Annotated in this window: 22 protein-coding genes; 16 read left to right on the forward strand and 6 right to left on the reverse strand. The window is 62.1% G+C overall.

The window, feature by feature from the left end; genetic code table 11:
* Positions 1–2 precede the first annotated feature (2 nt).
* From CKW21_RS04255 to CKW21_RS04295, 9 genes are all read left to right on the forward strand, one after another.
* Positions 3–1,028 (forward strand): ABC transporter ATP-binding protein, encoded by a 1,026-nt coding sequence (locus tag CKW21_RS04255; protein WP_095192766.1) that lies wholly within the window; start codon positions 3–5, stop codon positions 1,026–1,028.
* Positions 1,025–1,894 (forward strand): ABC transporter permease, encoded by an 870-nt coding sequence (locus CKW21_RS04260; RefSeq protein ID WP_095192767.1) that lies wholly within the window; start codon positions 1,025–1,027, stop codon positions 1,892–1,894. The genes CKW21_RS04255 and CKW21_RS04260 overlap by 4 nt, the downstream gene beginning before the upstream one ends.
* Before the next feature lie 6 nt (positions 1,895–1,900).
* Positions 1,901–2,695 (forward strand): ABC transporter permease, encoded by a 795-nt coding sequence (locus tag CKW21_RS04265; RefSeq protein ID WP_095192768.1) that lies wholly within the window; start codon positions 1,901–1,903, stop codon positions 2,693–2,695.
* A 7-nt stretch (positions 2,696–2,702) separates the two neighbouring features.
* On the forward strand, positions 2,703–2,993 hold the full coding sequence (locus CKW21_RS04270) for a (2Fe-2S)-binding protein (RefSeq protein ID WP_095192769.1): 291 nt from the start codon (positions 2,703–2,705) through the stop codon (positions 2,991–2,993).
* A gap of 133 nt (positions 2,994–3,126) precedes the next feature.
* Positions 3,127–4,482: an NAD(P)/FAD-dependent oxidoreductase gene (locus tag CKW21_RS04275; RefSeq protein WP_095192770.1), complete on the forward strand. Its 1,356-nt coding sequence runs from the start codon at positions 3,127–3,129 to the stop codon at positions 4,480–4,482.
* On the forward strand, positions 4,479–5,594 hold the full coding sequence (locus tag CKW21_RS04280) for an FAD-binding oxidoreductase (protein ID WP_095192771.1): 1,116 nt from the start codon (positions 4,479–4,481) through the stop codon (positions 5,592–5,594). The genes CKW21_RS04275 and CKW21_RS04280 overlap by 4 nt, the downstream gene beginning before the upstream one ends.
* A gap of 18 nt (positions 5,595–5,612) precedes the next feature.
* Positions 5,613–6,659, forward strand: coding sequence for an ABC transporter substrate-binding protein (locus tag CKW21_RS04285; protein ID WP_095192772.1), 1,047 nt, complete (start codon positions 5,613–5,615; stop codon positions 6,657–6,659).
* A 377-nt stretch (positions 6,660–7,036) separates the two neighbouring features.
* Entirely contained in the window at positions 7,037–8,164 is a 1,128-nt protein-coding gene (gene zapE, locus CKW21_RS04290; protein ID WP_095192773.1) for a cell division protein ZapE, read from the forward strand.
* A gap of 167 nt (positions 8,165–8,331) precedes the next feature.
* Complete coding sequence (locus CKW21_RS04295; RefSeq protein WP_095192774.1) at positions 8,332–9,636, forward strand: leucine-rich repeat-containing protein kinase family protein; 1,305 nt, start codon at positions 8,332–8,334, stop codon at positions 9,634–9,636.
* A 120-nt stretch (positions 9,637–9,756) separates the two neighbouring features.
* On the opposite strand, the gene CKW21_RS04300 is transcribed toward CKW21_RS04295, so the two are convergent.
* Positions 9,757–10,461 carry a YebC/PmpR family DNA-binding transcriptional regulator gene (locus tag CKW21_RS04300; RefSeq protein ID WP_095192775.1) on the reverse strand — a complete coding sequence of 235 codons (705 nt, stop codon included), beginning with the start codon at positions 10,459–10,461 and terminating at the stop codon, positions 9,757–9,759.
* A 231-nt stretch (positions 10,462–10,692) separates the two neighbouring features.
* On the opposite strand from CKW21_RS04300, the gene CKW21_RS04305 reads away from it, so the two are divergent.
* Positions 10,693–12,120 (forward strand): type VI secretion system Vgr family protein, encoded by a 1,428-nt coding sequence (locus CKW21_RS04305; protein ID WP_095192776.1) that lies wholly within the window; start codon positions 10,693–10,695, stop codon positions 12,118–12,120.
* A 99-nt stretch (positions 12,121–12,219) separates the two neighbouring features.
* Here CKW21_RS04305 and CKW21_RS04310 read toward each other — a convergent pair whose 3' ends face one another.
* Positions 12,220–13,611, reverse strand: a complete 1,392-nt coding sequence (locus CKW21_RS04310) for an FAD-dependent oxidoreductase (RefSeq protein ID WP_095192777.1) — start codon at positions 13,609–13,611, stop codon at positions 12,220–12,222.
* Positions 13,612–13,691: 80 nt separating this feature from the next.
* Positions 13,692–15,017, reverse strand: coding sequence for an MFS transporter (locus tag CKW21_RS04315; RefSeq protein ID WP_095192778.1), 1,326 nt, complete (start codon positions 15,015–15,017; stop codon positions 13,692–13,694).
* A gap of 268 nt (positions 15,018–15,285) precedes the next feature.
* Here CKW21_RS04315 and CKW21_RS04320 point away from each other — a divergent pair, with 268 nt between their 5' ends.
* Positions 15,286–16,158: a LysR family transcriptional regulator gene (locus CKW21_RS04320; RefSeq protein WP_095192779.1), complete on the forward strand. Its 873-nt coding sequence runs from the start codon at positions 15,286–15,288 to the stop codon at positions 16,156–16,158.
* Between the two features lie 102 nt (positions 16,159–16,260).
* Here CKW21_RS04320 and CKW21_RS04325 read toward each other — a convergent pair whose 3' ends face one another.
* Positions 16,261–17,124, reverse strand: a complete 864-nt coding sequence (locus tag CKW21_RS04325; RefSeq protein WP_095192780.1) for a LysR substrate-binding domain-containing protein — start codon at positions 17,122–17,124, stop codon at positions 16,261–16,263.
* A gap of 109 nt (positions 17,125–17,233) precedes the next feature.
* On the opposite strand from CKW21_RS04325, the gene CKW21_RS04330 reads away from it, so the two are divergent.
* The 3 genes from CKW21_RS04330 to CKW21_RS04340 all read left to right on the forward strand — a co-directional run bounded on the left by CKW21_RS04330 (position 17,234) and on the right by CKW21_RS04340 (position 20,118).
* A complete protein-coding gene (locus tag CKW21_RS04330; protein WP_095192781.1) occupies positions 17,234–18,343 on the forward strand; it encodes a 2-aminoethylphosphonate--pyruvate transaminase in 1,110 nt (369 codons plus the stop codon).
* Positions 18,344–18,495: 152 nt separating this feature from the next.
* Positions 18,496–19,323 carry a phosphonoacetaldehyde hydrolase gene (gene phnX, locus CKW21_RS04335; RefSeq protein WP_095192782.1) on the forward strand — a complete coding sequence of 276 codons (828 nt, stop codon included), beginning with the start codon at positions 18,496–18,498 and terminating at the stop codon, positions 19,321–19,323.
* A 234-nt stretch (positions 19,324–19,557) separates the two neighbouring features.
* Positions 19,558–20,118 carry a cytochrome b gene (locus CKW21_RS04340; RefSeq protein ID WP_095192783.1) on the forward strand — a complete coding sequence of 187 codons (561 nt, stop codon included), beginning with the start codon at positions 19,558–19,560 and terminating at the stop codon, positions 20,116–20,118.
* Between the two features lie 123 nt (positions 20,119–20,241).
* Here the strand turns inward: CKW21_RS04340 and CKW21_RS04345 are convergent, their stop codons facing one another.
* Both CKW21_RS04345 and CKW21_RS04350 read right to left on the reverse strand, forming a co-directional pair.
* Complete coding sequence (locus CKW21_RS04345) at positions 20,242–21,168, reverse strand: 1-aminocyclopropane-1-carboxylate deaminase/D-cysteine desulfhydrase (protein ID WP_095192887.1); 927 nt, start codon at positions 21,166–21,168, stop codon at positions 20,242–20,244.
* A gap of 154 nt (positions 21,169–21,322) precedes the next feature.
* Complete coding sequence (locus CKW21_RS04350; RefSeq protein ID WP_095192784.1) at positions 21,323–23,362, reverse strand: FAD-dependent oxidoreductase; 2,040 nt, start codon at positions 23,360–23,362, stop codon at positions 21,323–21,325.
* Positions 23,363–23,572: 210 nt separating this feature from the next.
* On the opposite strand from CKW21_RS04350, the gene CKW21_RS04355 reads away from it, so the two are divergent.
* Entirely contained in the window at positions 23,573–24,703 is a 1,131-nt protein-coding gene (locus tag CKW21_RS04355; protein ID WP_095192785.1) for a carbon-nitrogen hydrolase family protein, read from the forward strand.
* A 3-nt stretch (positions 24,704–24,706) separates the two neighbouring features.
* On the forward strand, positions 24,707–25,747 hold the full coding sequence (locus tag CKW21_RS04360; RefSeq protein WP_095192786.1) for an AraC family transcriptional regulator: 1,041 nt from the start codon (positions 24,707–24,709) through the stop codon (positions 25,745–25,747).
* Positions 25,748–26,074 lie beyond the last annotated feature (327 nt).

The raw sequence follows: 26,074 nt of genomic DNA on the forward strand, positions 1-26,074 counted from the left end.
TCATGGCTTTTGTGCAACTTGAAAAACTCGGCAAACGCTACGGTGAGATAGACGCCGTGGTCGCCACCGACCTCTCGGTGGAGAAAGGCGAATTCGTTTCCCTGCTCGGCCCCTCCGGATGCGGTAAAACCACCACCCTGCAAATGATCGCCGGCTTCGTCGAAGTCACCAGCGGGCGCATCGTGCTCGACGGTCGCGACATCACCCACGCCAAACCCGCCAGCCGTGGCCTGGGCGTGGTGTTCCAGAGCTACGCGCTGTTCCCGCACATGACCGTCAAGGACAACGTCGCCTTCGGCCTGCGCATGCGCAAGGTGCCAAATGCCGAGCTCCAGCAGCGAGTCGAGCGAGTGCTGAAACTGGTACGCCTGCACCAGCACGCCGAGCGTTACCCACGGGAGCTTTCCGGCGGCCAGCGTCAGCGTGTTGCCCTGGCCCGGGCGCTGGTGATCCAGCCGCCGGTGTTGTTGCTCGATGAGCCGCTGTCCAACCTCGACGCCAACCTGCGCGAAGAGATGCAGTTCGAAATCCGCCGCATCCAGCGTGAAGTCGGCATCACCACGCTGATGGTCACCCACGACCAGTCCGAAGCACTGTCCATCAGCGACCGCGTGGTGGTGATGCAGGCCGGGCGTATCACCCAGATCGACGCGCCTTACACCCTCTACGAACACCCGCGCACCGAATTTATTTCCGGATTCGTCGGCAAGGCCAATCTGCTGCCCGGTGAACGCGACAGGGCTGGCGTGGTTCAGGTGTGCAGCCGTGGCGATGGCGAGCTGACTCTGAGCCTGCGTCCGGAAAAAATTGATCTGCGCGACGCAGGCCACGGGCGTCTGCAAGGCAAGGTCAGCAGCCGCTTCTTTCTTGGCAGTCAATGGCTGTACGGCGTGTCGACGATCCTGGGCGAGCTGTGCGTGGTGCGCCGCAACGACGGCTCGGCGCCGCTGAATGAAGGCACGGCGGTGGGTCTGGATTGGGACACCGCGCTTTTGCGGGTGCTGACTGCCGACGAGGTGACGGCATGAGTACGCTCGCCGCCATCCGCCAGGGGCGCCAGGGTTACTGGCTGTCGGCACCGGCCCTGGCCTTGTACCTCGGGCTGTTGGTGATCCCGTTGGCGCTGACCCTGGTGTTGTCGTTCAACGTTTTCGACTACAGCTCGGGGATCAACGGGAACGCCTACACCGTTGACCACTACGGCAGTCTGTTGGGCGATCCGTATTTCTACGAGATCTTTCTGCGAACCCTGTGGATCAGCGCACTGACCACTCTGCTTTGCGTGCTGATCGGCGTGCCCGAGGCCTACATCCTCAGCCGTATGGGTACCCCGTGGCGCTCGATTTTCCTGATCCTGATCCTCACCCCGCTGCTGATTTCGGTGGTGGTGCGCGCCTTCGGCTGGAGCCTGCTGCTCGGCGCCGACGGCCTGGTCAACCAGACCCTGCAAGCCTTCGGCGGCTCGCCGATGAAGCTGCTCTACACGCCGTTCGCGGTGGTGATTGCGCTGGTTCACGTGATGCTGCCGTTCATGATCATCCCGGTCTGGACCTCGCTGCAAAAACTTGACCCGGCCGCCGAACAAGCCGCGCTGTCACTGGGCGCCAGCCATTTCACGGTGATTCGCAAAGTGGTGTTGCCTCAAGTCATGCCCGGCATCTTGTCCGGCACCTTGATCGTGTTCGGCCTTGCCGCCAGCTCCTTCGCCATTCCCGGCCTGCTCGGCGGACGCCGCCTGAAGATGGTCGCCACGCTGATCTACGACCAGTACCTGTCGGAACTCAACTGGCCAATGGGCGCGGCGATCGCCGTGGCCCTGCTGCTCATCAACCTGCTGATCATGCTGTCGTGGAATCGCATGATCGAAGGCCGCTACAAGAAGTCATTGGGATAATTCGTCATGTCCAGGAACGGTCCTCTCGCCCTGCTGTTTCACACCCTGGTGGTATTGTTCATGCTCGCACCGCTGGTGGTGGTGTGCCTGGTGGCCTTCACCCCGGAGAACACCCTGAGCCTGCCGACCACGGAGTTTTCCCTGCGCTGGTTCCGGGCTGTGTTCGAACGCGCCGACTTTGTCGATGCGTTTTACAACAGCCTGATCCTGGCGTTCAGTGCGGCCTCGCTGGCGACGCTGATTGCGGTGCCAGCGGCGCTGGCGATCACCCGCTTCGAGTTTCCCGGCCGGGACTTTCTCAACGGGCTGTTTCTGTCACCGATCATCATTCCGCACCTGGTACTGGGGGTGGCGTTGCTGCGTTTGTTTGCGCTGATGGGGGTCAACGGCAGCTTCGCCTGGCTGATCTTCGCCCATGTGCTGGTGATCACTCCGTATGTACTGCGGTTGGTGCTGGCCTCGGCCATTGGTCTGGACCGCAGCGCCGAACACGCCGCGCAATCCCTGGGTGCCGGGCGCTTCACGCTGTTCCGCCAGATCACCTTGCCGATGATTCTGCCGGGGGTCGCCGGCGGGTGGTTGCTGGCGTTCATCAACAGTTTCGACGAGGTCACCCTGTCGATCTTCGTCACCTCGCCGGCCACCCAAACCTTGCCGGTGCGCATGTACGTCTACGCCACCGAATCCATCGATCCGATGATGGCGGCGGTGTCGGCGCTGGTCATTGCGCTGACCGCGCTGACCATGATTCTGCTCGACCGGGTCTATGGCCTGGATCGGGTTCTGGTGGGCAAACAATGAGGGCGCCATGGCTCTGCTGAAACGACTGGCCGAAGGCGATCGCCCGGCCCTGGACTTTACCCTCGACGGCCAACCGGCCAGCGGCCTGCTCGGCGACACCGTGCTGACGGCGGTACTGACCTTAAGCGAACACCTGCGCGGCAGCGACTTCAGCGCCGAACCCCGCGCCGGTTTCTGCCTGATGGGCGCCTGCCAGGACTGTTGGGTGCGGCTGGGCGATGGTCGCCGGGTGCGTGCGTGTTCGACCTTGCTTGAAGCCGGGCAGCACATCAACCGCGAACCAGGACGAGTGATATGAACACCCATTCCATCTGCAGAAACCCAATCCCCTGTGGGAGCTGGCTTGCCAGCGATAGCGGCCTGTCTGCCGGCATCAATGTTGAATGTGCCGCCCTCATCGCTGGCAAGCCAGCTCCCACAAGGGGTTGGGTATGAAGCCTGTGGTTATCATCGGCGCCGGCCCTGCTGGTATTCGTGCCGCGCAGACGTTGGTGGCACAGGGTGTACGCCCGGTGCTGCTGGACGAAGCCGCGCGCGGTGGCGGGCAGATTTATCGACGCCAGCCGGCCAACTTCAAGCGTTCGCCGGTCAAGCTATATGGCTTCGAAGCGCGCAAGGCCAACGCCCTGCACCAGACCCTCGACACGCTGCGCGACCAGCTCGATTACCGCCCCGAAACCCTGGTGTGGAACGCCGAGAACGGCACCCTCGATACCTTGCAGGATGGCTGTGCCGGGCGGTTGGAATTTTCCCGGGTGATTGTCGCCACTGGCGCCACCGACCGGATTCTGCCGGTTCCGGGCTGGACATTGCCCGGGGTCTATAGCCTCGGCGCGGCGCAGATCGCCTTGAAGTTCCAGGGTTGCGCTATCGGTGAGCGCGTGGTGTTCGCCGGCAGCGGGCCGTTGCTGTACCTGGTCGCTTATCAATACGCCAAGGCTGGTGCCAAGGTGATTGCGGTGCTCGACAGCTCGCCCTTCAGCGCCCAGGCCCGCGCCCTGCCCCACCTGTTGGCGCAACCGGCCACATTGGCCAAAGGCATCTATTACCGAGGCTGGCTGACCGCCCACGGCATACCGGTGCATCAGGGCGCAACCTTGAAACGGGTCGAGGGCGAACAACGTGCGCAAGCGCTGATCTGGTCCGATTCCAAAGGCGAATATCAACTGGACTGCGATGCCGTCGCCTTTGCCCATGGCCTGCGCAGTGAAACCCAACTCGCCGACCTGCTCGGTTGTGAATTCGCCTGGAACCCCCTCAACCGTGCCTGGCTGCCACAACGCGACGCCGCCGGGCGCAGCAGTGTTGCCCAGGTGTACCTGGCCGGTGACGGCGCCGGAATCATGGGCGCCGACGCCGCGGAAATGGCCGGCGAGCGCGCCGCGTTGGCGGTGCTCGAAGACATCGGTTACCTGATCGCGCCGCAACGCGCCGCTCACCTGGAACAAGCCCTCGAACGCATCGGCGATTTTCGTCAGGGTCTGGAACGCGCTTTTGTCTTCCCCGAAGACTGGGCGGCCGGCATCGCCGATGACGTCATGGTCTGCCGTTGCGAAGAAGTCCGTGCCGGCGACATTCGTGAGGTCGTGCGCGAGGGCCATTGGGAAATCAATCGGGTCAAGGCGCATTGCCGGATCGGCATGGGTCGTTGCCAAGGGCGGATGTGTGGCGCGGCCGCGGCGGAAATCATTGCCTGCCAGAGCCAGCGCGCCGTGTCCGAGATCGGCCGGCTGCGGGCCCAGGCACCAATCAAGCCGCTGCCCTTCGGCCTGGAGATTGAAGCATGATCGAAGTCGATGCAGTGATCATCGGCGGTGGCATCGTCGGTGCTTCGGCGGCGCTGTTCCTTGGCAAGGCCGGGCGTCGCGTAGTGCTACTGGAGCGGGATTTTTGCGGTTCGCACTCCAGCGGCGTGAACTATGGCGGCGTGCGTCGCCAGGGTCGTCCGCTGTCGCAACTGCCACTGTCGCAACGCTCCCACGCCATCTGGGCGCAACTGCCGCAGTTGATTGGCATCGACGGCGAGTACCAACGTAGCGGCCACCTGAAACTCGCCCGCAGTCCCGACGACTTGCGAGCCTTGCAAGACTATGCCACCAGCAGTCTGGGCTTCGGTCTCGATTTGCAGGTGCTTGATCGTGCCGAACTGCGGCGGCGTTTTCCATGGGTCGGTGAGGTGGCCGTGGGCGCTTCGTACTGCCCGGACGACGGCCATGCCAACCCGCGGTTGGTGTCCCCGGCCTTTGCCCGGGCGGCGCGGCGCCATGGTGTGCAGGTGCATGAGCAATGCGCGGTCACGGCCGTGGAACACGACGGCCAGCGCTTTCGCGTGCGCACCCAGACAGGCCTCGAGTTGCACGCGCCCTGGCTGTTGAACTGCGCCGGAGCCTGGGCCGGCAGCCTGGCCGCGCAATTCGGCGAGCCGGTGCCGATGCACTCCGGACACCCGGCGATGCTGGTCACCGAGCCGTTGCCGCTGGTGATGAATGCCAGCACCGGCGTCGAAGGCGGCGGCATCTATGCACGCCAGGTCGCACGCGGCAATTGCGTGCTGGGCGGCGGCCAGGGCTTTGCCCTCGACGACGCCCGTGCCCGCCCCGGCCAAGGCGCCGTGCTGGAAATCCTGCGTCAGGCGGTCGAGCTCTACCCGTTTCTGGAAGGCGCCCAGGCGATTCGCACCTGGAGCGGCACCGAAGGTTATCTGCCCGATCGCCAACCGGTGATCGGCCACAGCCGTACCCAGCCTGGTCTGTTGCATGCGTTCGGCTTTGCCGGCGCCGGTTTCCAGATCGGCCCGGCGGTGGGCCAGGCGCTCACCGAGATCATCTGTAGCGGCGCGTCAAAGACGCCGCTGGATGCGTTTTCCATCACCCGGTTTCACTCCATCTCCGTAGCTTGATAGAGGAAGGTCGCGCCAATGAAAAACCTCAAACGCAACGCACTGCTCGGTTTGTCCTGCATGAGCGCCCTGCTCACCATCACCCAGGCCCACGCCGAGCCGACGCTTTACCTGGGCATGAACGGCGGGACCATGGAGCGGCTGTACGCCGACAAGGTGCTGCCGGCATTCGAAAAGGCCAACAACGTCAAAGTGGTGATCGTGCCCGGCACCTCCGCCGACATTTTGGCCAAGGTCCAGGCCAGCAAGGGCAACCCACAGATGCACGTGATGTTCCTTGACGACGGCATCATGTACCGCGCCATTGCCATGGGCCTGTGCGACAAACTTCAGGACAGCGCGCCCCTGGCGCAGATCCCGGCCAAGGGACGGATCAAGGATGAGGCGGTGGCTGTGAGCCTCGGTGTCACCGGCCTGGCCTACAACACACGCCTGTTCAAGGAGAAGGGTTGGAACGCGCCGACCTCATGGATGGACATGGCAGACCCGCGTTTCAAGGACAAACTGGTGTTCCAGTCGATGGCGTCTTCCACCTTCGGCCTGCATGGGTTCCTGATGTTCAACCGGATTCAGGGCGGCAGCGAAACCGATGTCGAACCGGGGTTCAAGGCCTGGACAAACAGCGTCGGGCGTAACGTGCTGGAATACATTCCAAGCTCGGCGAAGATCTCCGAAATGCTTCAGACCGACGAAGCGGCGCTGTTTCCGCTGACCCCGACCCAGGTCACCGCGCTGAAGCTCAAGGGCATGCCGGTGGAATACGCCCAACCGAAAGAAGGCGCCGTGGTGCTCAACGTCGCCGAATGCGCCATCGCCAACAACACGCAGCCGGAACTGGCGCAAAAGCTCGCGGCGTTCCTGCTGACGCCCGAAGCGCAAGCGGCGGCGCTTGAGGATGGCGACCAGATCCCGTCCAACCCGAATACGCCGACCACCGATCGCACTCGCGGGCAGGTCGAGGCGATGAAGCAGTATCTGCAAACGGCGATTGCGGTGGATTGGGATCAGGTCAACGAACAACGACCGGCCTGGAATGCGCGGTGGAATCGCAGTATCGAGCGGTAGACCACTGATACCCCCTGTGGGAGCGAGCCTGCTCGCGAATGGGCCGTGTCAGTCGACTTCGATGCCGCAGGTCAGACCGCCTTCGCGAACAGGCTCGCTCCTACTCTTGATTTTCGCCAGGCACTGTCAGGTTTTGAATGACAACGCGAAGATCTATAGCGCTGCTGCGCTGGCTCGGCGCGCAACTGCCCGGACTTCGTATGGCCTTTACCTGTAAATACACCTATAGCAGCGCGAAATAAGCTGTACAGGCCGCAGTATTCTGTCTAATAAAGCCTTCAACCCATCGACACAACTGGAAGCAAATTACCCCCTCTGGTTACACTATGCCGCCGCGGCTCAAGCAGCCTGCCTGAAGAAAACGGGGTGACATCACAGTGGCCGTTCGACCGCCCAACCGTTCGCGACTTACACCGCGCTGGCCATCGCTGCGCCGCCTCTTCGGCAAGGCCTCTACCGAACCCGCCAAGGGTGTTGCAAGCGGTCGGGTCATCCACGACTACTTTCACCACAAGGCCCACTCCCAGGGCTACACCCTCAGCCATAGCCAGCAACGCGTGATCGAGTGCATGGCGCAGCACGCCACGACTCTGCTGGGTGCCGGGGCGAAAACCCTGCCGGGGCTTTATCTGCACGGCGCGGTAGGCCGCGGCAAGAGCTGGCTGCTCGACGGCTTTTTCCAGGCTGTCCCCCTTGCGGAAAAACAACGGCTGCACTTCCACGAATTTTTTGCCCGATTGCATCAAGGGATGTTCCGTCATCGCGACCAGCCGGATGCACTGGCGACCACGCTTGATGAGTTGCTGCGCGATTGCCGGGTGCTGTGCTTCGACGAATTCCACGTCCACGACATCGGCGATGCGATGCTGATCACCCGGTTGTTCAAGGCGTTGTTCCGTCGCGGCATCCTGCTGCTGGTCACCTCCAACTACCCACCGGAAGGCCTGCTACCCAACCCGCTGTACCACGCGCGCTTCAAGCCGGTGATTGATCTGATCAACGCGCGCATGCAGGTGATGGAAGTCGGTGGGCCGCACGACTATCGCAGCCAGGCCAGAACCCATGCGCAACAACTGTTTACCCAGGGGCGGTATGTCTGGCCCGCCACGCAGGCACAACGTCAGGCCTCGAACCTGCCGCCCGCCGATGCACCGGCCATTGCCCTGCCGGTCGGCTCCCGCCACCTGCCTGCCCGATACTGCGAAGGACGCACCATCGGCTTCACGTTCAGCGATCTGTGCGACCACCCCACGGCGGTCATGGATTATCTGGAACTGTGCCGGCGCTTCGACCACTGGATCATCGAGCAACTGCCCAACCTGGCCGACTGTTCGATTGCCGCCCAGCAGCGCTTCATCAATCTGGTGGACGTTTTGTACGATCAGGACAAGCATCTGGTATTGCTCGGCCAACGCTCGTTGCGTGAAAGCCTGGACGGCGATGCCATCGACCTGGCGCGTACACGCAGTCGGTTGGGGCAGTTGGTTGAGGTCCGGGAAACTTAGGTTTTGAGGGTGTAGATGAGGACGCCTTCGCGAGCAGGCTCGCTCCCACATCGGAACGTGCTCACTCACCTGTGGGAGCGAGCCTGCTCGCGAAGGGGGCCTGACAGACACCGAAGCTTTCCCGCTATCATTCCGCCCATTCATTCGACCGATAGCGAACCCCGTTCATGCACACCCTTGCACAACTGCGCGCCGGCACGCTGGCAGGCATCACTCGCCTGGACCTCAGTTGCGGCCTGACAGCGTTCCCCCGGGAAATCTTCGACCTGGCAGACACTCTGGAAGTGCTCAACCTCAGCGGCAACGCCTTGAGCAGCTTGCCGGATGACTTGCACCGCCTGACTCGACTGCGCGTGCTGTTTTGCTCCGACAACCAATTCACCGAACTGCCTGCCTGCGTGGGTCAATGCGCGGCGCTGACCATGGTCGGCTTCAAGGCCAACCGCATCGAACGCGTACCCGGGGAGGCGCTGCCGCCGTTGCTGCGCTGGTTGATCCTGACCGACAACCGTGTCAGCGAGCTGCCGACCGAACTGGGTGAACGCCCCTACCTGCAAAAACTCATGCTGGCGGGCAACCGCCTGGAGCGCTTGCCCGACAGTTTGCGTGACTGCCATCGGCTCGAGCTGATCCGTATCGCTGCCAACCGCCTGACCACGTTGCCCGAATGGTTGCTGTGCCTGCCGAGCCTGACCTGGCTGGCCTACGCCGGCAACCCGCTGGAAACCGAAGCCGCCCTTGAAGCTACCGCGAGCATTCCCTGGTCGGCGCTGCACATGGCGCAAACACTGGGCGAAGGCGCTTCCGGAGTGATTCATCGGGCGACATGGACGCGACCTGGACAATCGGACACGCAGGTTGCCGTCAAACTCTACAAAGGCGAAATGACCAGCGATGGCTCGCCTTTGCATGAAATGAACGCCTGTATCACCGCCGGCACACACCCCAACCTGATCCGCGTTGAAGGCCGGATCGTCGACCACCCGCAGCAAACAGCCGGGCTGGTCATGCAGTTGATCGAGCCGAGCTACCGCAACCTCGCCGGCCTGCCGAGCCTCGCATCCTGCAGTCGCGACGTTTACGCCGACGACACCCGCTTCACTGCCGATGTCGCCCTGCGTATCGCCCGTGGCATCGCTTCGGTAGCCGGCCACTTGCACCACCAGGGCATCACCCACGGCGACCTCTATGGTCACAACATTCTGTGGAACGAGCACGGCGATTGTCTGCTGGGCGACTTTGGCGCGGCGTCTTTCCACGACACCGCGGACAACCTTGAAAGCCGCGCGCTGCAACGGATCGAAGTGAGGGCGTTCGGGGTTCTGCTGGGGGAATTACTGGAGCGGATCGATTCGGGGTTGAGCGAAGAACAGCGACTGGCGCTTGAGGATCTGCGGGAGCGTTGCTGTCAGCCGGATGTGCTGGCGCGGCCGGGGTTTGGCGAAGTTTTGCAACGACTTGATAGTCAGTGACTGCTTCGCGAGCAGGCTCGCTCCCACAGTAGATCCATGCCGGTCACACATTTTGTGTCCAACACGGAACCAGTGTGGGAGCGAGCCTGCTCGCGAAGGCGGTGTCACTGAAGCAACAAATTAACCCGCCAAACCGACAAACATGTCCTGCACGTCGTCATGGTTATCGAGGCCTTCGAGGAAGGCTTCGACTTCAGCCATCTGCTCGTCGCTCAGGCCGCTGACCGGGTTCTTCGGCTGGTAGCCCAGTTTGGCCGACAATACAGTGAAACCTTGCTCTGGCAGGGCTTTCTGTACCGCATCGAGGTCAGCAGGATCGGTCAGGAACAGGGTCGCGCCCTCTTCACCGGGTTCGAAATCCTGGGCGCCGGCTTCGATGGCGGCCATTTCCGGATCGGCATCCGGGGTGTCCGGGGACGCTTCGATCATGCCGACATGGTTGAAATCCCAGGCCACCGAACCGGAAGCGCCCAACTGGCCCTTGCGGAACGCCACGCGGATTTCAGCAACGGTGCGGTTGATGTTGTCGGTTACGCATTCGACGATCAGCGGCACCTGATGTGGCGCGAAGCCTTCGTAGGTCACGCGATGGTATTGCACGGTTTCGCCCAGCAAACCCGCGCCTTTCTTGATGGCGCGATCCAGGGTTTCCTTGGGCATCGAAGCTTTCTTGGCCTGTTCAACCACCAGGCGCAGGTGTGCGTTGGTAGCGACATCAGCGCCATTGCGCGCAGCAATGGTGATTTCCTTCACCAGTTTGCCGAAGATCTTGCCCTTGGCATTGGCTGCCGCTTCTTTGTGTTTAACCTTCCACTGTGCGCCCATTACTCACTCTCTTGTCTATGGCGCCGAGACATCTATTGGCCGACGCATGGCGCCAAGTTTATACGGCCTAAAGTTGGCAATCGACCAAAAAATCATGACGTACCCAGCGGTTCCCGGGATCGACATCTTCACCGACCGTTGTAGGGCGATTCTGAAACTTCGGTTTGCGATGACTATACAACGCTGCGGTTTCGTACCCTCTGCACCCGTACTCCATGGCAGAAGCATTCGATGCACAACGACAAGGAAAGTCCCTTCACCCTGACCCTCCTCGACGACAACTTGAGTTTGCAGGTGGTGCAGTTCAGCGGTCTTGAGGCCCTTAACCAGCCCTATCGATTCGACATCGAAGTACTCGGCCTGGCACCGGCCCTGCCCCTCGAACGCTTGCTGCAACAACCGGCACTCCTGAATCCGGGCCAGGGTCCGGGTTTTCATGGCGTGCTGCACAGCGTCAGCCGTGAACATCAAGGGCCGCACCGGATCCGCTACAAGCTGGTGCTGGTGCCCGCGTTGCAAGCGCTGGACCAGTACCGGGCCCGGCGGATCTTTAAACACCTCAGCGTGCCCATGATCCTGCGTCAGTTACTGGAGGAACATGATCTGCCCGACAGCAGCTATCGCTTTGAACTGGCGACCGGACAGTACCCGCTGCGGCCGTTTTGCATACAGTACGAGGAAACCGACCTGGCCCTGCTGCAACGGCTGTGCGAGGAAGAAGGCATCCACTATCACTTTGAGCATCATCGCGACGGTCATGTGCTGGTTTTCGCTGAAGACAGCCTGAGCTTCCCGCAGGAGCCGTTGCTAATGACGTTCAGCAGCGATACGCCTGCGGCAGGCGGCCCACCGACCCTCAGCGAACTGTTCCAGCGTCATGATGCGCACTCCCCGTCCCTGCGACTGGACGCCAAGACCCGTGGCGCAGCGGTGTGCGACGACAGCGCGGCCAATCACCCCTTTGCTCCGGCAATACCACCCTTGCCCCGCCCCGCGATCGAACAGCGCCATCGCGATCAACTTGCCCGCCGGCATCTGGAACGCCTGCGTTGCCGACAGATGCAGATCCATGGCCAAAGCAATCACCCCGAACTACGCAGCGCCTGTATCGTCCAGGTAGCGGAACATCCGCTTTCAGGCTTCAACGATCAATGGCTGGTGACCCAGGCCCGGCATCAGGGGCAACAGAACTCGATTCTGGCGCCGGATACGCCCGGCCCGCCGCCGCGTTACCGCAATCAGTTCACCGCCATCCCCTGGGCATCGGTATTCCGCCCGGCACTCGAACAGACCAGGCCGGGGATCCCCGGTTATCAGCCTGCCCGGGTATGCGGCCCTGCCGGGCAACCGGCAATGCTGGATGACCGAGGCCGAATACAGGTCAGTCTGTGGCCCACGACTGACGCTGATCCCGAGGAACCCGGCGATCTGTGGGTACCGATAGCGCTGGCCTCGGCAGATAACAGCTTTGATCCGTCCGCCCTGCCATTGGCCGGCAGTGACGGGCTGGTCAGTTTCCTTGACGGCAACGCCGACCGGCCAGTGTTTTGCGCAAGCCTGGGGCAACGCCCTGCACCTCGACCTGTCCGCTCCCGGGTGCTGCAGGGCGAATCCCGCTTGCTGCTCGACTGGCTGATCGACCCGACGGACGTTGATTGATTAGCTGCAAGCTGCAAGCTGCAAGCAAAAGCAAAAGCAAAACCCGCAAACTTGAAGCTTGAAGCTTGAAGCTTGAAGCTTGAAGCTCTGAGCCTCGACTCAGCCCTTGTCAGCCTTGCCGGCCGCCGCCGCGAACTTCGCCAGGCGCACGTCCAGGTGCCGTGGCCGACGCCCGTGATCCTCGGCGCGCTCCTTGCGGCGGATGGCGTTGCGGACCATCAACGAACCGAGGTAACGAATCGGCTCCGGCGGGAAAAAACCCAGCGGCCCGTTCACCAGTGGCGAACGGGTCCACGGGTTGTCGAGCCCCTGGACCATCGAAGCGAGAATCTGTCCGCCCATATGGCACGGACCAACCCCGCTGCCGGAGTAGCCGAAACCGTAGAACACGTTGCCACTGGCACTCATTTGTCCGAAGAACGGCAGCCCCGTGACCGAACGATCCGACGGACCGTTCCAGGTCGCCTCGACCTTGACGTCGGCGAAGGCCGGGAAGAAATCCGCCAGGCTGCTTTGCAACAGGCCGGCATAAGGCGACGGCTGATCGAACACCGGCAATATGCGCCCGCCATAGGCGAAAGTGTTACCACCCTTGCCGAGCATGATCCGGCCGTCAGGCGTGTTGTGGTAGTAGTGCACGAAGATCCGCGAATCGAGCACCGTCACACCACTGGTCAAACCGATTTCATCGAGCAGGTCAGGCCGGGGTTCAGTGATCAGCATGTCGCTGGAAACGATCGCCACGCTGCGCTCGAACTGGGGGAATGCCCGGGCCATCCAGGCGTTCATCGCCAGCACCACCCGGTCCGCGCGAATGATGCCGCTCGCGGTTTGTATCCCCACCCGTTTGCCTTCCTCGAGCCCGGTCATGGCGGTGTTCTCATGAATTTTCACCCCCAGTTGCAGGGCCACTCGACGCAAGCCGCGCACCAGTTTCCCCGGCTGCACGCTGGCGGCCGCCGGAGAAAACCAGCCTTCCAGGTGCTTGCTGGAACCGGCCATGCGCTGCACATCGGCCAACGGCCGTTGGCTGAACGAATTGATGCCATTGCGTTCCAGCGCCGCAATCACGGCGTCGGTCGAGCCCACCTGGGCGCGGTTGGTCGCGGTATAGAGGGTACCGTCGAGACGATAATCGGCATCCACCGCGTACTGCTCGCAGAAGGCACCGATAGCGTGGATGCTGCGCTCTGATTCCTTGACCAGTCGCACGGCTTCTTCGACGCCGAACAGCCGCTCAAGGGTGAAGTATTTGGCCGACCACGACAACGCACAACCACCGTTGCGCCCGCTGGCACCGGCGCCGCAGATGTCCGCTTCGATCAGCCGCACCTCCAGTTCCGGGTTCTGCTCCTTGAGCATGATCGCGGTCCACAACCCGGTGTAGCCGCCGCCGACAATGCACACGTCGGCGCGAACATCGCCTTGCAGTGGCGGACAGGTTTCGCACGTTTCAGCCTTCAGGGCCTGGTCCAGCCAAAAGGGTCTCATGGGATCGATCTCCGGTTCAGATGCCCACACAACAGCCCCGCACGCAGCAGGCCGCGAGGGGCTGGGTTCAGGGGCGGGGTTCAGGTGCGCAGGGGTTTTACGGTCATCGGCCGGTTAGGCACGAACGGATAGTTGGTTTTCAGGCCGCCGGGGCGGCTGTTCCAGTGCGGGATCAACACCAGCGCGGAGAACATCGCGCAGCCGGCAAAGACAATGAAGACGGTCACGGTGTCGAAGTAGCCCGGCAGCAACCCGCCGAGAATCGCCCCGACCGAACCGCAGCCGTTGACGAAACCCGCTGCCGTGGCGCCGGCCTTGGCGGTGCCGAAATCGATGGCGGCCGCGCCGCTGATCATCGAATCCGGTCCGTAGAGCGTCAGGCCCATGACAAAGAGCAGCGCCACCACCAGCAACACGCTGCCGGTATTCAGCGCCCCCATGAACAACGCCAGTGACACCGTCAGCGCCAACAGGCTGATCACGCAGGCCGGCATGCGGCGGGCGCCGAAAAGCTTGTCCGAGGCCAGGCCGATCAGGATCGGCCCGAGCAACCCGGCCAGTTCGAACGCGGTGGGAATGATCGCCGCGCCCACCTTGCCCACCTGTGGCATCTGTTCGAAAACGATCACCGGCCCCCAGAGCAGAATCGCGTAGCGCGCCGGTTTCAACATGAAGTACGCCAGGCCCAGTACCAGCACGGTGCGGTTGCGCAGGATTTCCTTGAACGGCTCCAGGACGCTGATTTTGCTTTGGGTGTGCGCTTGTTCAGCGGTCAACTCGGGTTCCGGCTCCACGGCCGGCAAGCCCACGTCTTCGGGTTTGTTACGTTGAAAAATGAAGAACAGCACCGCGACAAACCCGACCACCGCCGCACTGGAAATGAACGCCGCGTGCCACGAACCGATCAGCGTGTACGCCCACCATCCGGCAAACGGCGAGGCCACCAGACCGCCAAAGGCGTAGCAGGAACTCCACAGACCCAGCACCTGCCCGCGCTGCTGGGCGGGAAAGAAACTGCCAAGGTTCTTGCACAGCCCCGACCATCCCGTGGATTGCGCCAGCCCCTGGATCAGCATGCAGGTGGCGAAGATCGGCAACGTGGCGAAACTGCCCATCACCAGCGCGGCGGCCGCAGAAATCAGCAACCCGCCGAGCACGACCACCCGCGGGCCGAAACGGTCGGCCAGAATGCCCCAGGTGAACTGGCCAATGGCGTAAGCGGTGAGGTAAATGGCGTCGAGGTTGGCCATGGCCATTTTGTCGAGGGTGAATGTCGGGTCTTCGCCGATCCCGAGCTTGGCCACGGAAAACGCTTTGCGGGTGAAGTAGAAAGCGGCGTAGGCGAGCCAGGTGATCGCGAAGATCTGCACGCGCCAACGCTTGATGGTGCCGATGTGCTTGTTCATTGTGGTTCTGACCTCAGGGTGTGAGTGTGCCGGCAGAATTGGAAGAAAACGCCTGTGTTTTTATTGTTGAGCACTGCGAAATCCCCTTGTCCCTCTGGGCGATTCCGGTCAGATGAGTCCTGCTGTTGCACGCACAGGCTCATGGCCATGAGCGACTGTTCGACTGCCCAGTCACCGCGGCTGAGGTGGATAAAAACAATTACTGATTAATAAGTGAAATCGATTTATCGTATTTCAAAAATAAGCTCAGCTTGTTACTGGAGGTTCGATGTCGGTTTCCCACGCCCAGCTCAAAGCCTTCCACGCCGTGGCCATCTACGGAAGCTTCACCAAAGCCGCTGAACGGCTGTTTCTCACGCAACCGGCGATTTCCGATCAGGTGCGCAAACTCGAAGAGCGCTACGGCGTGTTGTTGTTCCACCGCAACAAACGCTCGGTGCGCCTGACCGACCTGGGTGAGCGCTTGCTGGGTGTCACCCAGAAACTGTTCGTGATCGAGGCCGAGGCCCAGGAGCTGTTGCAGGACTCCCAGGCCTTGCAGACCGGCAGCCTGATTCTGGCGGTGGATGCGCCGGTGCATGTGCTACCGCAGATCGCCCGGTTCTGTGAACGCTACCCCGGCATCAGCGTGAAGATCGAAACCGGCAACACCGATGAGTCGTTGTTCCGGCTGTTCAACTACCAGGCTGACCTCGCACTGCTGGGCCGGGAAGTCAGCGACGAACGCCTGATCTCCCTGCCGCTGCGCAACGATCCGATGGTGGCGTTCGTCTCACGCAATCATCCCTGGGCCGACCGCGAATCCATCTGCCTGGCGGACCTGGACGACACGCCGCTGGTATTGCGGGAAATCGGCTCGGTGACCCGCCAGACCCTGGAAGAAGAAATGGCCGGTGCCGGGTTTCGTATTCGCCCGGCCATTGAGGTTGAAGGTCGCGAAGCCGCGCGTGAGGCGGTGGTGGTGGGGATTGGCGTGGGGGTGGTCTCGGCTGCCGAATTCGGTGCCGATTCCAGGGTGTGCGCGTTGCCGATCACCGATTGCAAACGGCGGTTGACCGAGACGCTGGTGTGCTTGCGCGAGCAGAGTTCGCGGCGGATCGTGGCGACGTTTCTGGAGATGGTGCGCGAGAGTCTTGTGTAGGCCGGTCCGGCCCCTTCGCGAGCAGGCTCGCTCCCACACGGGGTCTGCGGCGCACACATAACCTTGTGGGAGCGAGCCTGCTCGCGAAGGCTGCACCGCGGTCTACTTGTCTGACGCCAACCCGAAAAACGCCTGTATCAGCCGCAACTCCCGCCGCCGCTCCATGCACCCCATCATGTGCCGGTTCACCAGACCCTCGCCAATGAGCGGCACCGCCGCCACTCGCGGATCGTGGCTGACTTCCACCGACGACACCACGCCCACCCCCAACTCCGCCGCCACCGCCTCGGTCACCGCTTCGCGACTGTCCAGCTCCAGCAACACCCGTGGATTCACGTTGGCCCGGGCACAGGCCTCATCGAAAGTACGCCGGGTGATCGAGGTCGGCTCACGCAACACCATGATCACCTGGTCCAGTTCCTTGAGCGGTACGCCCTTGGTCCTGCGCGCCCACGGATGCCCGTCCGGCACCAGCGCGCAAATGCGTGATTCGCTCAAAGCTTGCAGGTGCAGGCCCTTGCGCGGTTCGACTTCAGTCAGCACCGCCACATCGGCATGCTCGGACAACAGCGCCGCCAGGGTTTCCTGGGCATTGCCCAGACGCAAGTTCACGGTGATCCCCGGGTAACGCGCGCGCAGGCTCGCCAGCATCGGCATGACCATGTGCGGACCGTCCGCCGCCACTTCCAGGCGCCCGGTGAGCAACTGCCGGTTGGCTTCCAGCATCACCTGCGCTTCTTCGGCCAGGCCGAACATCGCCCGGGTGATCGCCGCCAGTTTGGTGCCCTCTTCCGTCAGCTCCACCCGTCGCGCCGTGCGGCGTAACAAGGTGATCTGGTAGTGCTCTTCCAGTGCCTTGATATGCCCAGTGACCGCCGGCTGGCTGATGAACAGCCGGGCGGCCGCCCGGGTGAAGCTGCCCTCGCGGGCCACGGCATCGAAGGCGCGGAGCTGAAACAGGTTCATGAATAACCCTCACTGATGGCTGGCATAACAACAAACAATTTGATTGATAACTCGGCAAATTGCAATTTAAGCCCCGTAGCTTCAGCCCATCGATTACGAGGACACGAGAATGAGTACTGCCGCACCCATCCTGCTCACCCCCGGCCCGTTGACCACGTCGCTCCGCACCCGTCAGGCGATGATGGTTGACTGGGGTTCATGGGATGACCGCTTCAATCAACTGACCGCCAGCCTTTGCGAACAACTGCTGGCGATCATCAACGGTGCCGCCAGCCACCATTGCGTGCCCCTGCAAGGCAGCGGCACCTTCGCGGTGGAAGCGGCCATCGGCACCCTCGTGCCTCGCGATGGCAAAGTCCTGGTACTGATCAACGGCGCCTACGGCAAACGCCTGGCGAAAATCTGCGAAGTGCTCGGCCGCTCGTTCAGCACCTTCGAAACCGCCGAAGACGAACCGACCACCGCCGCCGACGTCGACCGCCTGCTGCTGGCCGATGTCGGCATCACCCATGTTGCGTTGATCCACTGCGAAACCAGCACCGGCATCCTCAACCCGCTGCCGGAAATCGCCCAGGTCGTCGAGCAACACGGCAAAAGTCTGATCATCGACGCCATGAGTTCCTTCGGCGCCCTGCCGGTGGATGCGCAACAGGTGCCGTTTGACGCGCTGATCGCCGCTTCCGGCAAATGCCTGGAAGGCGTGCCGGGAATGGGTTTTGTCTTCGCTCGCAAGCAAGCCCTGGCCAACGCCGCCGGCAACTCGCATTCCCTGGCGATGGACCTTTTCGACCAACACGCCTACATGATGAAAACCGGGCAGTGGCGCTTCACCCCGCCGACCCACGTGGTCGCGGCGCTGCACGAAGCCCTGCTGCAATACAACGAAGAAGGCGGCCTGCCGGCCCGGCATGCGCGTTATGCCGCCAACTGCCAGGCACTGATGGAAGAGATGGCCAGGCTGGGGCTGCGCAGCTTTCTTCCGGCCGCGATCCAGGCACCGATCATCGCCACCTTCCACGCCCCGAAAGACCCGCGCTACCAGTTCAAGGAATTCTACGAACGGGTCAAGGCCAAGGGCTACATCCTCTACCCCGGCAAACTGACCCAGGTCGAAACCTTCCGTGTCGGTTGCATCGGCCATGTCCAACCGGCCGAAATGCGTGAGGCCGTGGCAGCCATCGGCGAAGTGTTGCGCGAGATGGAAGTGCTCGAAATCTAAACCACCTCGATCTCTGTGGGAGCGGGCTTGCCCGCGATAGCGGTCTGACATTCACCCTCGATGTCGACTGAACAGGCCTCATCGCGGGCAAGCCCGCTCCCACAGGTCAACCGAACTCTCGAATAGCTTGTACTAACAGGAATTTGATCACCATGAACTACACCAACCCAACCAAACTCCAGGCCGCCATCCTCGACTGGGCCGGCACCGTGGTCGATTTCGGTTCTTTCGCACCAACGCAGATTTTTGTCGAAGCCTTCGCCGAATTCGACGTCCAGGTTTCCATCGACGAAGCCCGTGGCCCGATGGGCATGGGCAAGTGGGACCACATCCGCACCCTGTGCGATCAACCTGAAGTCGCCGAGCGATATCGCAAAGTGTTCGGCCGCACGCCGACCGACGATGACGTCACCGCCATCTACCAGCGCTTCATGCCGCTGCAGATCGAGAAAATCGCCGAGCATTCCGCACTGATTCCGGGTGCCCTGGACACTATCGCCAACCTGCGCCGGCAAGGAATCAAGATCGGTTCCTGCTCCGGCTACCCGAAGCAGGTCATGGACAAGGTGGTCGAACTGGCCGCCACCAACGGTTACATCGCCGACCACGTGGTCGCCACCGACGAAGTGCCCAATGGCCGCCCATGGCCGGCCCAGGCCCTGGCCAACGTGATCGCCCTGGGCATCGACGACGTCGCCGCCTGCGTGAAGATCGACGACACCGTGCCGGGCATTCTCGAAGGTCGCCGCGCGGGTATGTGGACCGTGGCGTTGATCTGCTCGGGCAACGCGCTGGGCCTGGACTACGAGGGCTATCGTGCGCTGGGCAGCGACAAACTGGACAGCGAGCGCAAACGCATCCACCGGATGTTCGAAGGCTCGCGGCCGCACTACATGATCGACACCATCACTGACCTGCCGGAAGTGATCGCCGACATCAACAAACGCCTGGCCAACGGCGAGATGCCACAGACCAACTGATTCACCACCCTACCTGCTCGCGAAGCGGCCGTGTCAGTCAACATCAAGACGTCTGACACACCGCTTTCGCGAGCAGGCTCGCTCCCACAAAAACGGTCCGCTTGTTCTGTCAATTCCCTGAACCAGAGCACCCAGCGACCAATAGTCTCAGGCAAATGCGTTGAAACCGGATTACAGTTAAGGCACATCGTCGACCAAGAACGGTGGCTTGACCTGACCTGTGAGGAACGCCGGATGCCGTGGAAGAATTCCGCTTCACGCTACAGCACCGTTTCGATCGCGCTGCATTGGTTGATGCTGGTCCTGCTGGCGCTGGTTTACGCCTGCATCGAACTTCGCGGCCTCTTTCCCAAGGGCAGTGGCGGGCGAACGCTGATCGTCGAATCGCACTTCATGCTCGGCCTGACCGTGTTCGTCCTGGTCTGGGTACGGTTGTTCGCCCGCAGCCTCGGCCCGGCGCCGCAAATCTTCCCGGCTTCGCCTCAATGGCAGACGGCGTTGGCCAGGCTGATGCACTGGGCGCTGTACATTTTCATGATTGCCATGCCAATGCTTGGCTGGCTGGTCACCAGCGCCAAAGGCAATCAAGTGATGTTCTACGGCCTCGACCTGCCGATGCCGGTGGCCGAGAACAAGGAATGGGCCAAGGAGCTCCAGGGCTGGCATGTGCTCGGTGGCACCATCGGTTACTGGCTGATCGGCCTGCATGCCGTGGCCGGGCTATATCACCACTATGTGGTGGGTGATAACACGTTGATGCGGATGATGCCCAAGCGGGTGAGCCGCGATACCTGAAACCACCACAGATCCAATGTGGGAGCGAGCCTGCTCGCGAAGAGGTCGTGTCAATCAGCATTGATATGTCTGACACACCGCCTTCGCGAGCAGGCTCGCTCCCACAGGGGATTGCAGTGCTTTTCAGGCTGGTAGACTGAACCCCCGTCGCCCCTGCAAGCCGCCGGTATGGATAAAGACCAGCCGCGTGCCACGGGCAAATGTCCCCGCCTCGACTTGCTCTCTGAGCGCCAGCAGCGCTTTTGCGGTGTACAGCGGTTCCAGGGGAACGCCAGTGACTTGTTCGGTCTGCTCGATGAATTCGAGTAACAGCCGATCGACTTTGGCAAAGCCGCCACGACTCGCGTCGAACAGTTGATAATCCGGCGCCGTTACGCCCGCCTCTTCCACGATGTTCTCGACCTGCTCAGCAACGCCATGATCATCGGGCACCGCCAGCGCACCATAAACCCTGTGCTCGCCCGCTTCGGCCAGTACAAGGCCGGCGAGCGTCGTGCCCGTTCCGCAGGCCAGCCACCAACCGTCATAGTCGCTCCACTCCAGGCTGTTCAGTTGCTCGCGGACCATGGTCATGAGCTGCATGCAGCCCTTTGCGCCCTGCCAACCGCCACCCCCTTCCGGGACCGCCAACAGGCCGGGATACTGTGCCTGCCACGGCTCCCAGAAACCCGCTTGGTGCCGCGCGCGATAGCCGCCATAACCCAGCCAATGCAGACGCATGCCGAACGCCTGCAAATCCCTTACCGTGGGTGTTTCCTGAGCATGCCCGCGCAACAGCCCGACCGTGGAAAAACCAAACCGCTTGCCGGCAGCCGCCAGCGCATGAAGGTGATTGGAGTGAGCCCCGCCCAGACTGATGATGCCTTCGGCACCGCACTGGTCGGCGGCCTTGAGATGTTCGATGAGCTTGAACCACTTGTTGCCGCTGATCAGTGGGTCGATCAGGTCCAGGCGCAGGATGGCGACTTCGATGCCGGCGGTTTTTAGCCAGTCGAGATGGAAGGGGTTGAGGGGGGCTTTGGGTAGCCAGTCGGAAGGAGAAAAAACCATCAGCGTCATTCAGCTCATAAAGAGCCTGCATTCTAGTCGCCTATAGGACGCCTTCGCGAGCAGGCTCGCTCCCACATTTGATCTTCGGTGCTACCAAGATCCAGTGTGGGAGCGAGCCTGCTCGCGAAAGCCATTGGCACGCCTGGCCTGCGAATTACAACTCAGCCGCCAGTCGCGACCCCTGATTGATCGCCCGCTTGGCATCCAGCTCCGCCGCGACGTCCGCGCCGCCGATCAGATGCACGTTCTGCCCCGCTGCCACCAGGCCGTCCTGCAACTCCCGCAACGGGTCCTGGCCGGCACAGATCACGATGTTATCCACCGGAAGCACTTGCGGTTCACCGGTTTCGCCGATGCGGATGTGCAGGCCGTCATCGTCGATCTTCAGGTATTCGACGCTGTTGAGCATCTGCACCTGCTTGTTCTTCAGACCGGTACGGTGAATCCAGCCGGTGGTCTTGCCCAGGCCATCACCGACCTTGGATTTCTTGCGTTGCAGCAGGAACACTTCGCGGGCCGGTGCATGGGGCGCCGCCTTGATCCCGGCGACACCACCACGCGCTTCAAGATGCGTATCGATCCCCCACTCTTTCCAGAACGCTTCGCGGTTCAGGCTGGTGGCCTGGCCCTGGTGAACCAGGAATTCCGAGACGTCGAAACCGATACCACCGGCGCCGATCACCGCGACACGCTTGCCCACCGGTTTGCGCTCAAGCAGCACGTCCAGGTAGCTCAGCACCTTGGCATTCTCCACGCCGGGAATCGCCGGTAGCCGCGGTGCAATGCCGGTGGCCAGGATGATTTCGTCGTAACCGCCCTCGACCAGCTTCGCCACATCCACGCGGGTGTTCAGGCACACCTCGACGTGGGTGGTTTGCAGTTTGCGGCCGAAATATCGCAGGGTTTCATAAAACTCTTCTTTGCCCGGCACCCGTTTGGCGACGTTGAACTGACCGCCGATTTCGCTGGCCGAATCAAACAGCGTCACCTGATGGCCACGCTCGGCAGCCACGGTCGCGGCGGACAAACCGGCAGGGCCCGCACCGACCACGGCGATTTTCTTGAGCTGTTGTACCGGCAGGTAGTTGAGTTCGGTTTCGTGGCAGGCACGCGGGTTGACCAGGCAGCTGGTCAACTTGCCGCCAAAGGTGTGGTCCAGGCACGCCTGGTTGCAACCGATGCAGGTGTTGATTTCATCAGCGCGACCTTCAGCCGCCTTGTTAACGAAATCCGGGTCGGCGAGGAACGGCCGCGCCATGGAAACCATGTCGGCATCGCCTTCGGCGAGGATCTGCTCGGCGACTTCCGGGGTGTTGATGCGGTTGGTGGTAATCAGCGGAATGTTCACTGAACCACGCAGCTTGGCCGTGACCTTGCTGAACGCCGCCCGTGGAACCTTGGTGGCGATGGTCGGAATCCGCGCTTCGTGCCAGCCGATACCGGTGTTGATGATCGTCGCGCCGGCCTGCTCGATCGCCTTGGCCAACTGCACGATTTCTTCCCAGGTGCTGCCGCCTTCCACCAGGTCGAGCATCGACAGGCGGAAAATAATGATGAAGTTCGGGCCGACCGCTTCACGGACCCGGCGCACGATTTCCACCGGCAGGCGCATACGGTTTTCGTAGCTGCCGCCCCAGCGGTCGGTGCGGTGGTTGGTGTGGGCGGCCAGGAACTGGTTGATGAAGTAACCTTCCGAACCCATGATTTCGACGCCGTCATACTCGGCCTGTTGCGCCAGGGTCGAGCAGGTGACGAAATCGCGAATCTGCTTCTCGATGCCTTCCTCGTCCAGCTCTTTAGGCTTGAACGGGTTGATCGGCGCCTGAATCGCGCTTGGCGCGACCTGCTTCGGGCTATAGGCATAACGGCCCGCATGGAGGATCTGCATGCAAATCTTGCCGCCTGCCTCGTGCACCGCGCGAGTCACGATCTGATGTTTGAGCGCTTCTTCTTCGGTGGTCAGCTTGGCCGCACCCGAGTACACGCCCCCCTCGTCGTTCGGACCGATACCGCCGGTGACCATCAGGCCGACACCGCCGCGGGCACGCTCGGCGAAGTAGGCCGCCATGCGCTCGAAGCCACCGGGCTTTTCTTCAAGACCGGTGTGCATCGAGCCCATCAGGGTGCGGTTGCGCAACGTCGTAAAACCCAAGTCTAACGGGGCCAACAGGTGCGGGTAATGAGCGGCGGTCATCGGTAACTCCACATCGAACGATCACGGGAATAATGTGGGCGCTCTGCGGCGCCCCTCTGTCATGGGTTACAGACTATGAGCAGTCCAGTGCGTGCTCAATGACCGTAACTGACAACTTATTGATCCAAATGCGCAGCAGCCCTTGGCAATCGTCGGCATGGGTCATACCCTAGGCATCGAACCCTGCACACGGCCGTCGACTGCTTTCCCATGCGCAAACTTCTGTACCTGACCTTCTCCATGGCGTTGATCGCCGCTCTAACGACCTACGCCATGTGGGCCGCGGATCGCCCGGTGGGCCATTACCTCTCGGACCTGCGGATCGATCTGGCGATCGATGAGGGCACTCCCGCCGACCGCGGCAACCTGTTGGGCATCCAGCCCGAGCTGTTTCCCACCGATTATCAAAGCCCCGAGCGCCTGCACCGCAAACTCGCGGCCTACCTGCACAAAGCCCGGGAACAGGGCTTGCTCAACGACAAAACCATCGTGGTACTGCCCGAACACGTCGGCACCTGGCTGATGGTCAGCGGTGAAAAGGATGAGTTGTACCAGGCCGCCACGCTGAAGGAAGCCATGAACTGGCTGGCCGTGAGCAATCCGTTGAAGTTTGTCCGTGCGTTGATCAGTGCCGAGGGCGGCAGTCGCCTGGATGACACCCACTTGCGCATGAAAGCCAAAGGCATGGCCAAGGAGTATCAGGCGCTGTTCGGCGGCCTGGCGAAAGAGTTTCAGGTGACGTTGGTGGCAGGTTCCATCGTGCTGCCCGAGCCCAGCATCATCGACGGCACCCTGAAAGTCGGTCGCGGCGCACTGTTCAACAGCAGCGTTGTGTTCGGCCGTGACGGTGTGCCGATCGGCCAGCCACAGCGGCAGATGCACCCGGTTTTTGAACATCAGGATGCGATCAAGGCCAATGGCGAGCACACCCTCAACGTCGTCGATACCCCGGCCGGTCGCCTGGGCGTGCTGATCGGCGGCGACAGTTGGTACCCGGACAACTATCGCAAGCTCGACGATCAGCAGGCACGGATTGTCGCGGTCCCGGCGTTCGTGGCCGGCCGTGGCACCTGGGATCAACCGTGGCGTGGCTACAAGGGCTCGTCGACACCCGGTTCCGTCAGTCTCAAGGCCGGGGAGATCAGCGAAGGCCAGGCCTGGCATCGCCTGACCCTGACCGCTCAACCACCGTCCAGCCAGGCGATCGCCGGCATGAGCGTGTTCTTGCGTGGACAGTTCTGGGATCAGGCCAGCGCCGGCCAGAGTTTTCTCAGCAGCAACGGTCAGCACTTCGCCGACGGCAACGCCCGTGGCGCTCGCCTGCTGAACCTGTGGTTGTAAGCCATGAAACCGCAGCCGATGCGTCTGGGCGATCTATCGGTCGGCTTCGTCCACAGCCTGGCCGACGCCGTGCGCAGCCATGGCGTCGACCCGCAGCCCCTGCTGGAACAATATGGACTTGATGCGGCGCGCCTCAGCGAAGCGGGTGCCCGACTCTCGATTCCGCGCTACATGCGCCTGGGCCACAGTGCCATTCAGTTGACCGAAAACCCGGCGCTCGGCTTGCGCATGGGGCAGCTCAGCCGCCTGAGCCAGGCCGGCCTGGCCGGCGTCACCGCTGCCCAGGCGCCGACGGTGCGCGAGGCGGCACGCTGCCTGATTCGCTTTGAAGCCTTGTATGGCTCCAACTATCGCGGTCAATCGAGCTTTCACGAAGACCCTCAGGGGGCCTGGTTGCGCTTCTATTCCATCAGTCCCTACAACAGCTACAACCGCTTCGTAGTGGATTCGATCATTGCCGGGTGGTTGCAGCAATTGTCCAGCGTGAGCCCTGCCCCGCTGCGCGCCGAACGTATCGATATCGAATTCGAAGCACCTGACTACCACGCGGCCTACGACATGCTGGGCGATTGCCCGATTCAGTTTGGCGCCGAGCACAACCAATTGCGCCTGAGCCTGGCCAGCCTCGCCCAACGTAATCCGCAACACTGTCCGAGTACGTGGCGGCACTTGTTGATGTTATGTGAACGGGAACTGGAGCAACTGACACGCACCCGCAGCCTGCGTGAACGCATCATTCAGTTGCTGGGGCCGTTGCTCAATGGTGGCCGGGAACCCGACCTGGAAGAAGTGGCGGCACGCCTGAAGCTGCCCGTCTGGACACTACGCCGCAAACTGGCCGAAGAAGGTACGCAGTTTCGCGCGATTCTCAACGACACACGTCGCGACCTGGCCATGACCTACATCCGCGATACAGAACTGGCGTTCGGCGAAATCGCCTACCTGCTGGGCTTTGCCTCAGCCGAAGCGTTTCAACGTGCCTTCAAACGCTGGACTGGCCAGACACCCGGCGAGTTTCGTCGCAGTCACCGCCAATCCGCCTGACGCTCACAGTTCTGTAGCATCTTCCGCCGGCTCCAGCGGGTCCAGTTCAAAAGCCTGATACTCGAGCAGTTCTTCCTGATAATCGTCCATTTCGAATCCCCCGCAACTCATTGAAAAAGTCTTAATAAATGACCAGTGCCCCGAGCATAAAGTCCCCGCATGAAAGAAAAATGACGCGGACACGACGCTTCGTCGCTACTGGATAAAACGTAGCAGGCAGTCAGGAATTTATCACAGGATTTTTTCGATACAGCGCGCAGGACAGCGGTGTATTTGACGCGGATCAATCTTTACCGCAGCTGCGGGACCGGTGCGGATTCACCTGGC

It is taken from the genome of Pseudomonas sp. Irchel 3A7 (assembly GCF_900187565.1).
GTDB lineage: Bacteria > Pseudomonadota > Gammaproteobacteria > Pseudomonadales > Pseudomonadaceae > Aquipseudomonas.

What these genes read in the sequence shown, in the direction of transcription:
- CKW21_RS04295 (WP_095192774.1), top strand. Translation starts at nt 8,332, where the DNA reads ATGCACACCCTTGCACAACTGCGCGCCGGCACGCTGGCAGGCATCACT.
- CKW21_RS04305 (WP_095192776.1), top strand. Translation starts at nt 10,693, where the DNA reads ATGCACAACGACAAGGAAAGTCCCTTCACCCTGACCCTCCTCGACGAC.
- CKW21_RS04310 (WP_095192777.1), bottom strand. Translation starts at nt 13,611, where the DNA reads ATGAGACCCTTTTGGCTGGACCAGGCCCTGAAGGCTGAAACGTGCGAA.
- CKW21_RS04275 (WP_095192770.1), top strand. Translation starts at nt 3,127, where the DNA reads ATGAAGCCTGTGGTTATCATCGGCGCCGGCCCTGCTGGTATTCGTGCC.
- CKW21_RS04320 (WP_095192779.1), top strand. Translation starts at nt 15,286, where the DNA reads ATGTCGGTTTCCCACGCCCAGCTCAAAGCCTTCCACGCCGTGGCCATC.
- CKW21_RS04355 (WP_095192785.1), top strand. Translation starts at nt 23,573, where the DNA reads ATGCGCAAACTTCTGTACCTGACCTTCTCCATGGCGTTGATCGCCGCT.
- CKW21_RS04265 (WP_095192768.1), top strand. Translation starts at nt 1,901, where the DNA reads ATGTCCAGGAACGGTCCTCTCGCCCTGCTGTTTCACACCCTGGTGGTA.
- CKW21_RS04325 (WP_095192780.1), bottom strand. Translation starts at nt 17,124, where the DNA reads ATGAACCTGTTTCAGCTCCGCGCCTTCGATGCCGTGGCCCGCGAGGGC.
- CKW21_RS04340 (WP_095192783.1), top strand. Translation starts at nt 19,558, where the DNA reads ATGCCGTGGAAGAATTCCGCTTCACGCTACAGCACCGTTTCGATCGCG.
- CKW21_RS04285 (WP_095192772.1), top strand. Translation starts at nt 5,613, where the DNA reads ATGAAAAACCTCAAACGCAACGCACTGCTCGGTTTGTCCTGCATGAGC.
- CKW21_RS04300 (WP_095192775.1), bottom strand. Translation starts at nt 10,461, where the DNA reads ATGGGCGCACAGTGGAAGGTTAAACACAAAGAAGCGGCAGCCAATGCC.
- CKW21_RS04350 (WP_095192784.1), bottom strand. Translation starts at nt 23,362, where the DNA reads ATGACCGCCGCTCATTACCCGCACCTGTTGGCCCCGTTAGACTTGGGT.
- CKW21_RS04345 (WP_095192887.1), bottom strand. Translation starts at nt 21,168, where the DNA reads ATGGTTTTTTCTCCTTCCGACTGGCTACCCAAAGCCCCCCTCAACCCC.
- CKW21_RS04270 (WP_095192769.1), top strand. Translation starts at nt 2,703, where the DNA reads ATGGCTCTGCTGAAACGACTGGCCGAAGGCGATCGCCCGGCCCTGGAC.
- CKW21_RS04360 (WP_095192786.1), top strand. Translation starts at nt 24,707, where the DNA reads ATGAAACCGCAGCCGATGCGTCTGGGCGATCTATCGGTCGGCTTCGTC.
- CKW21_RS04255 (WP_095192766.1), top strand. Translation starts at nt 3, where the DNA reads ATGGCTTTTGTGCAACTTGAAAAACTCGGCAAACGCTACGGTGAGATA.
- CKW21_RS04280 (WP_095192771.1), top strand. Translation starts at nt 4,479, where the DNA reads ATGATCGAAGTCGATGCAGTGATCATCGGCGGTGGCATCGTCGGTGCT.
- CKW21_RS04330 (WP_095192781.1), top strand. Translation starts at nt 17,234, where the DNA reads ATGAGTACTGCCGCACCCATCCTGCTCACCCCCGGCCCGTTGACCACG.
- phnX (WP_095192782.1), top strand. Translation starts at nt 18,496, where the DNA reads ATGAACTACACCAACCCAACCAAACTCCAGGCCGCCATCCTCGACTGG.
- CKW21_RS04260 (WP_095192767.1), top strand. Translation starts at nt 1,025, where the DNA reads ATGAGTACGCTCGCCGCCATCCGCCAGGGGCGCCAGGGTTACTGGCTG.
- CKW21_RS04315 (WP_095192778.1), bottom strand. Translation starts at nt 15,017, where the DNA reads ATGAACAAGCACATCGGCACCATCAAGCGTTGGCGCGTGCAGATCTTC.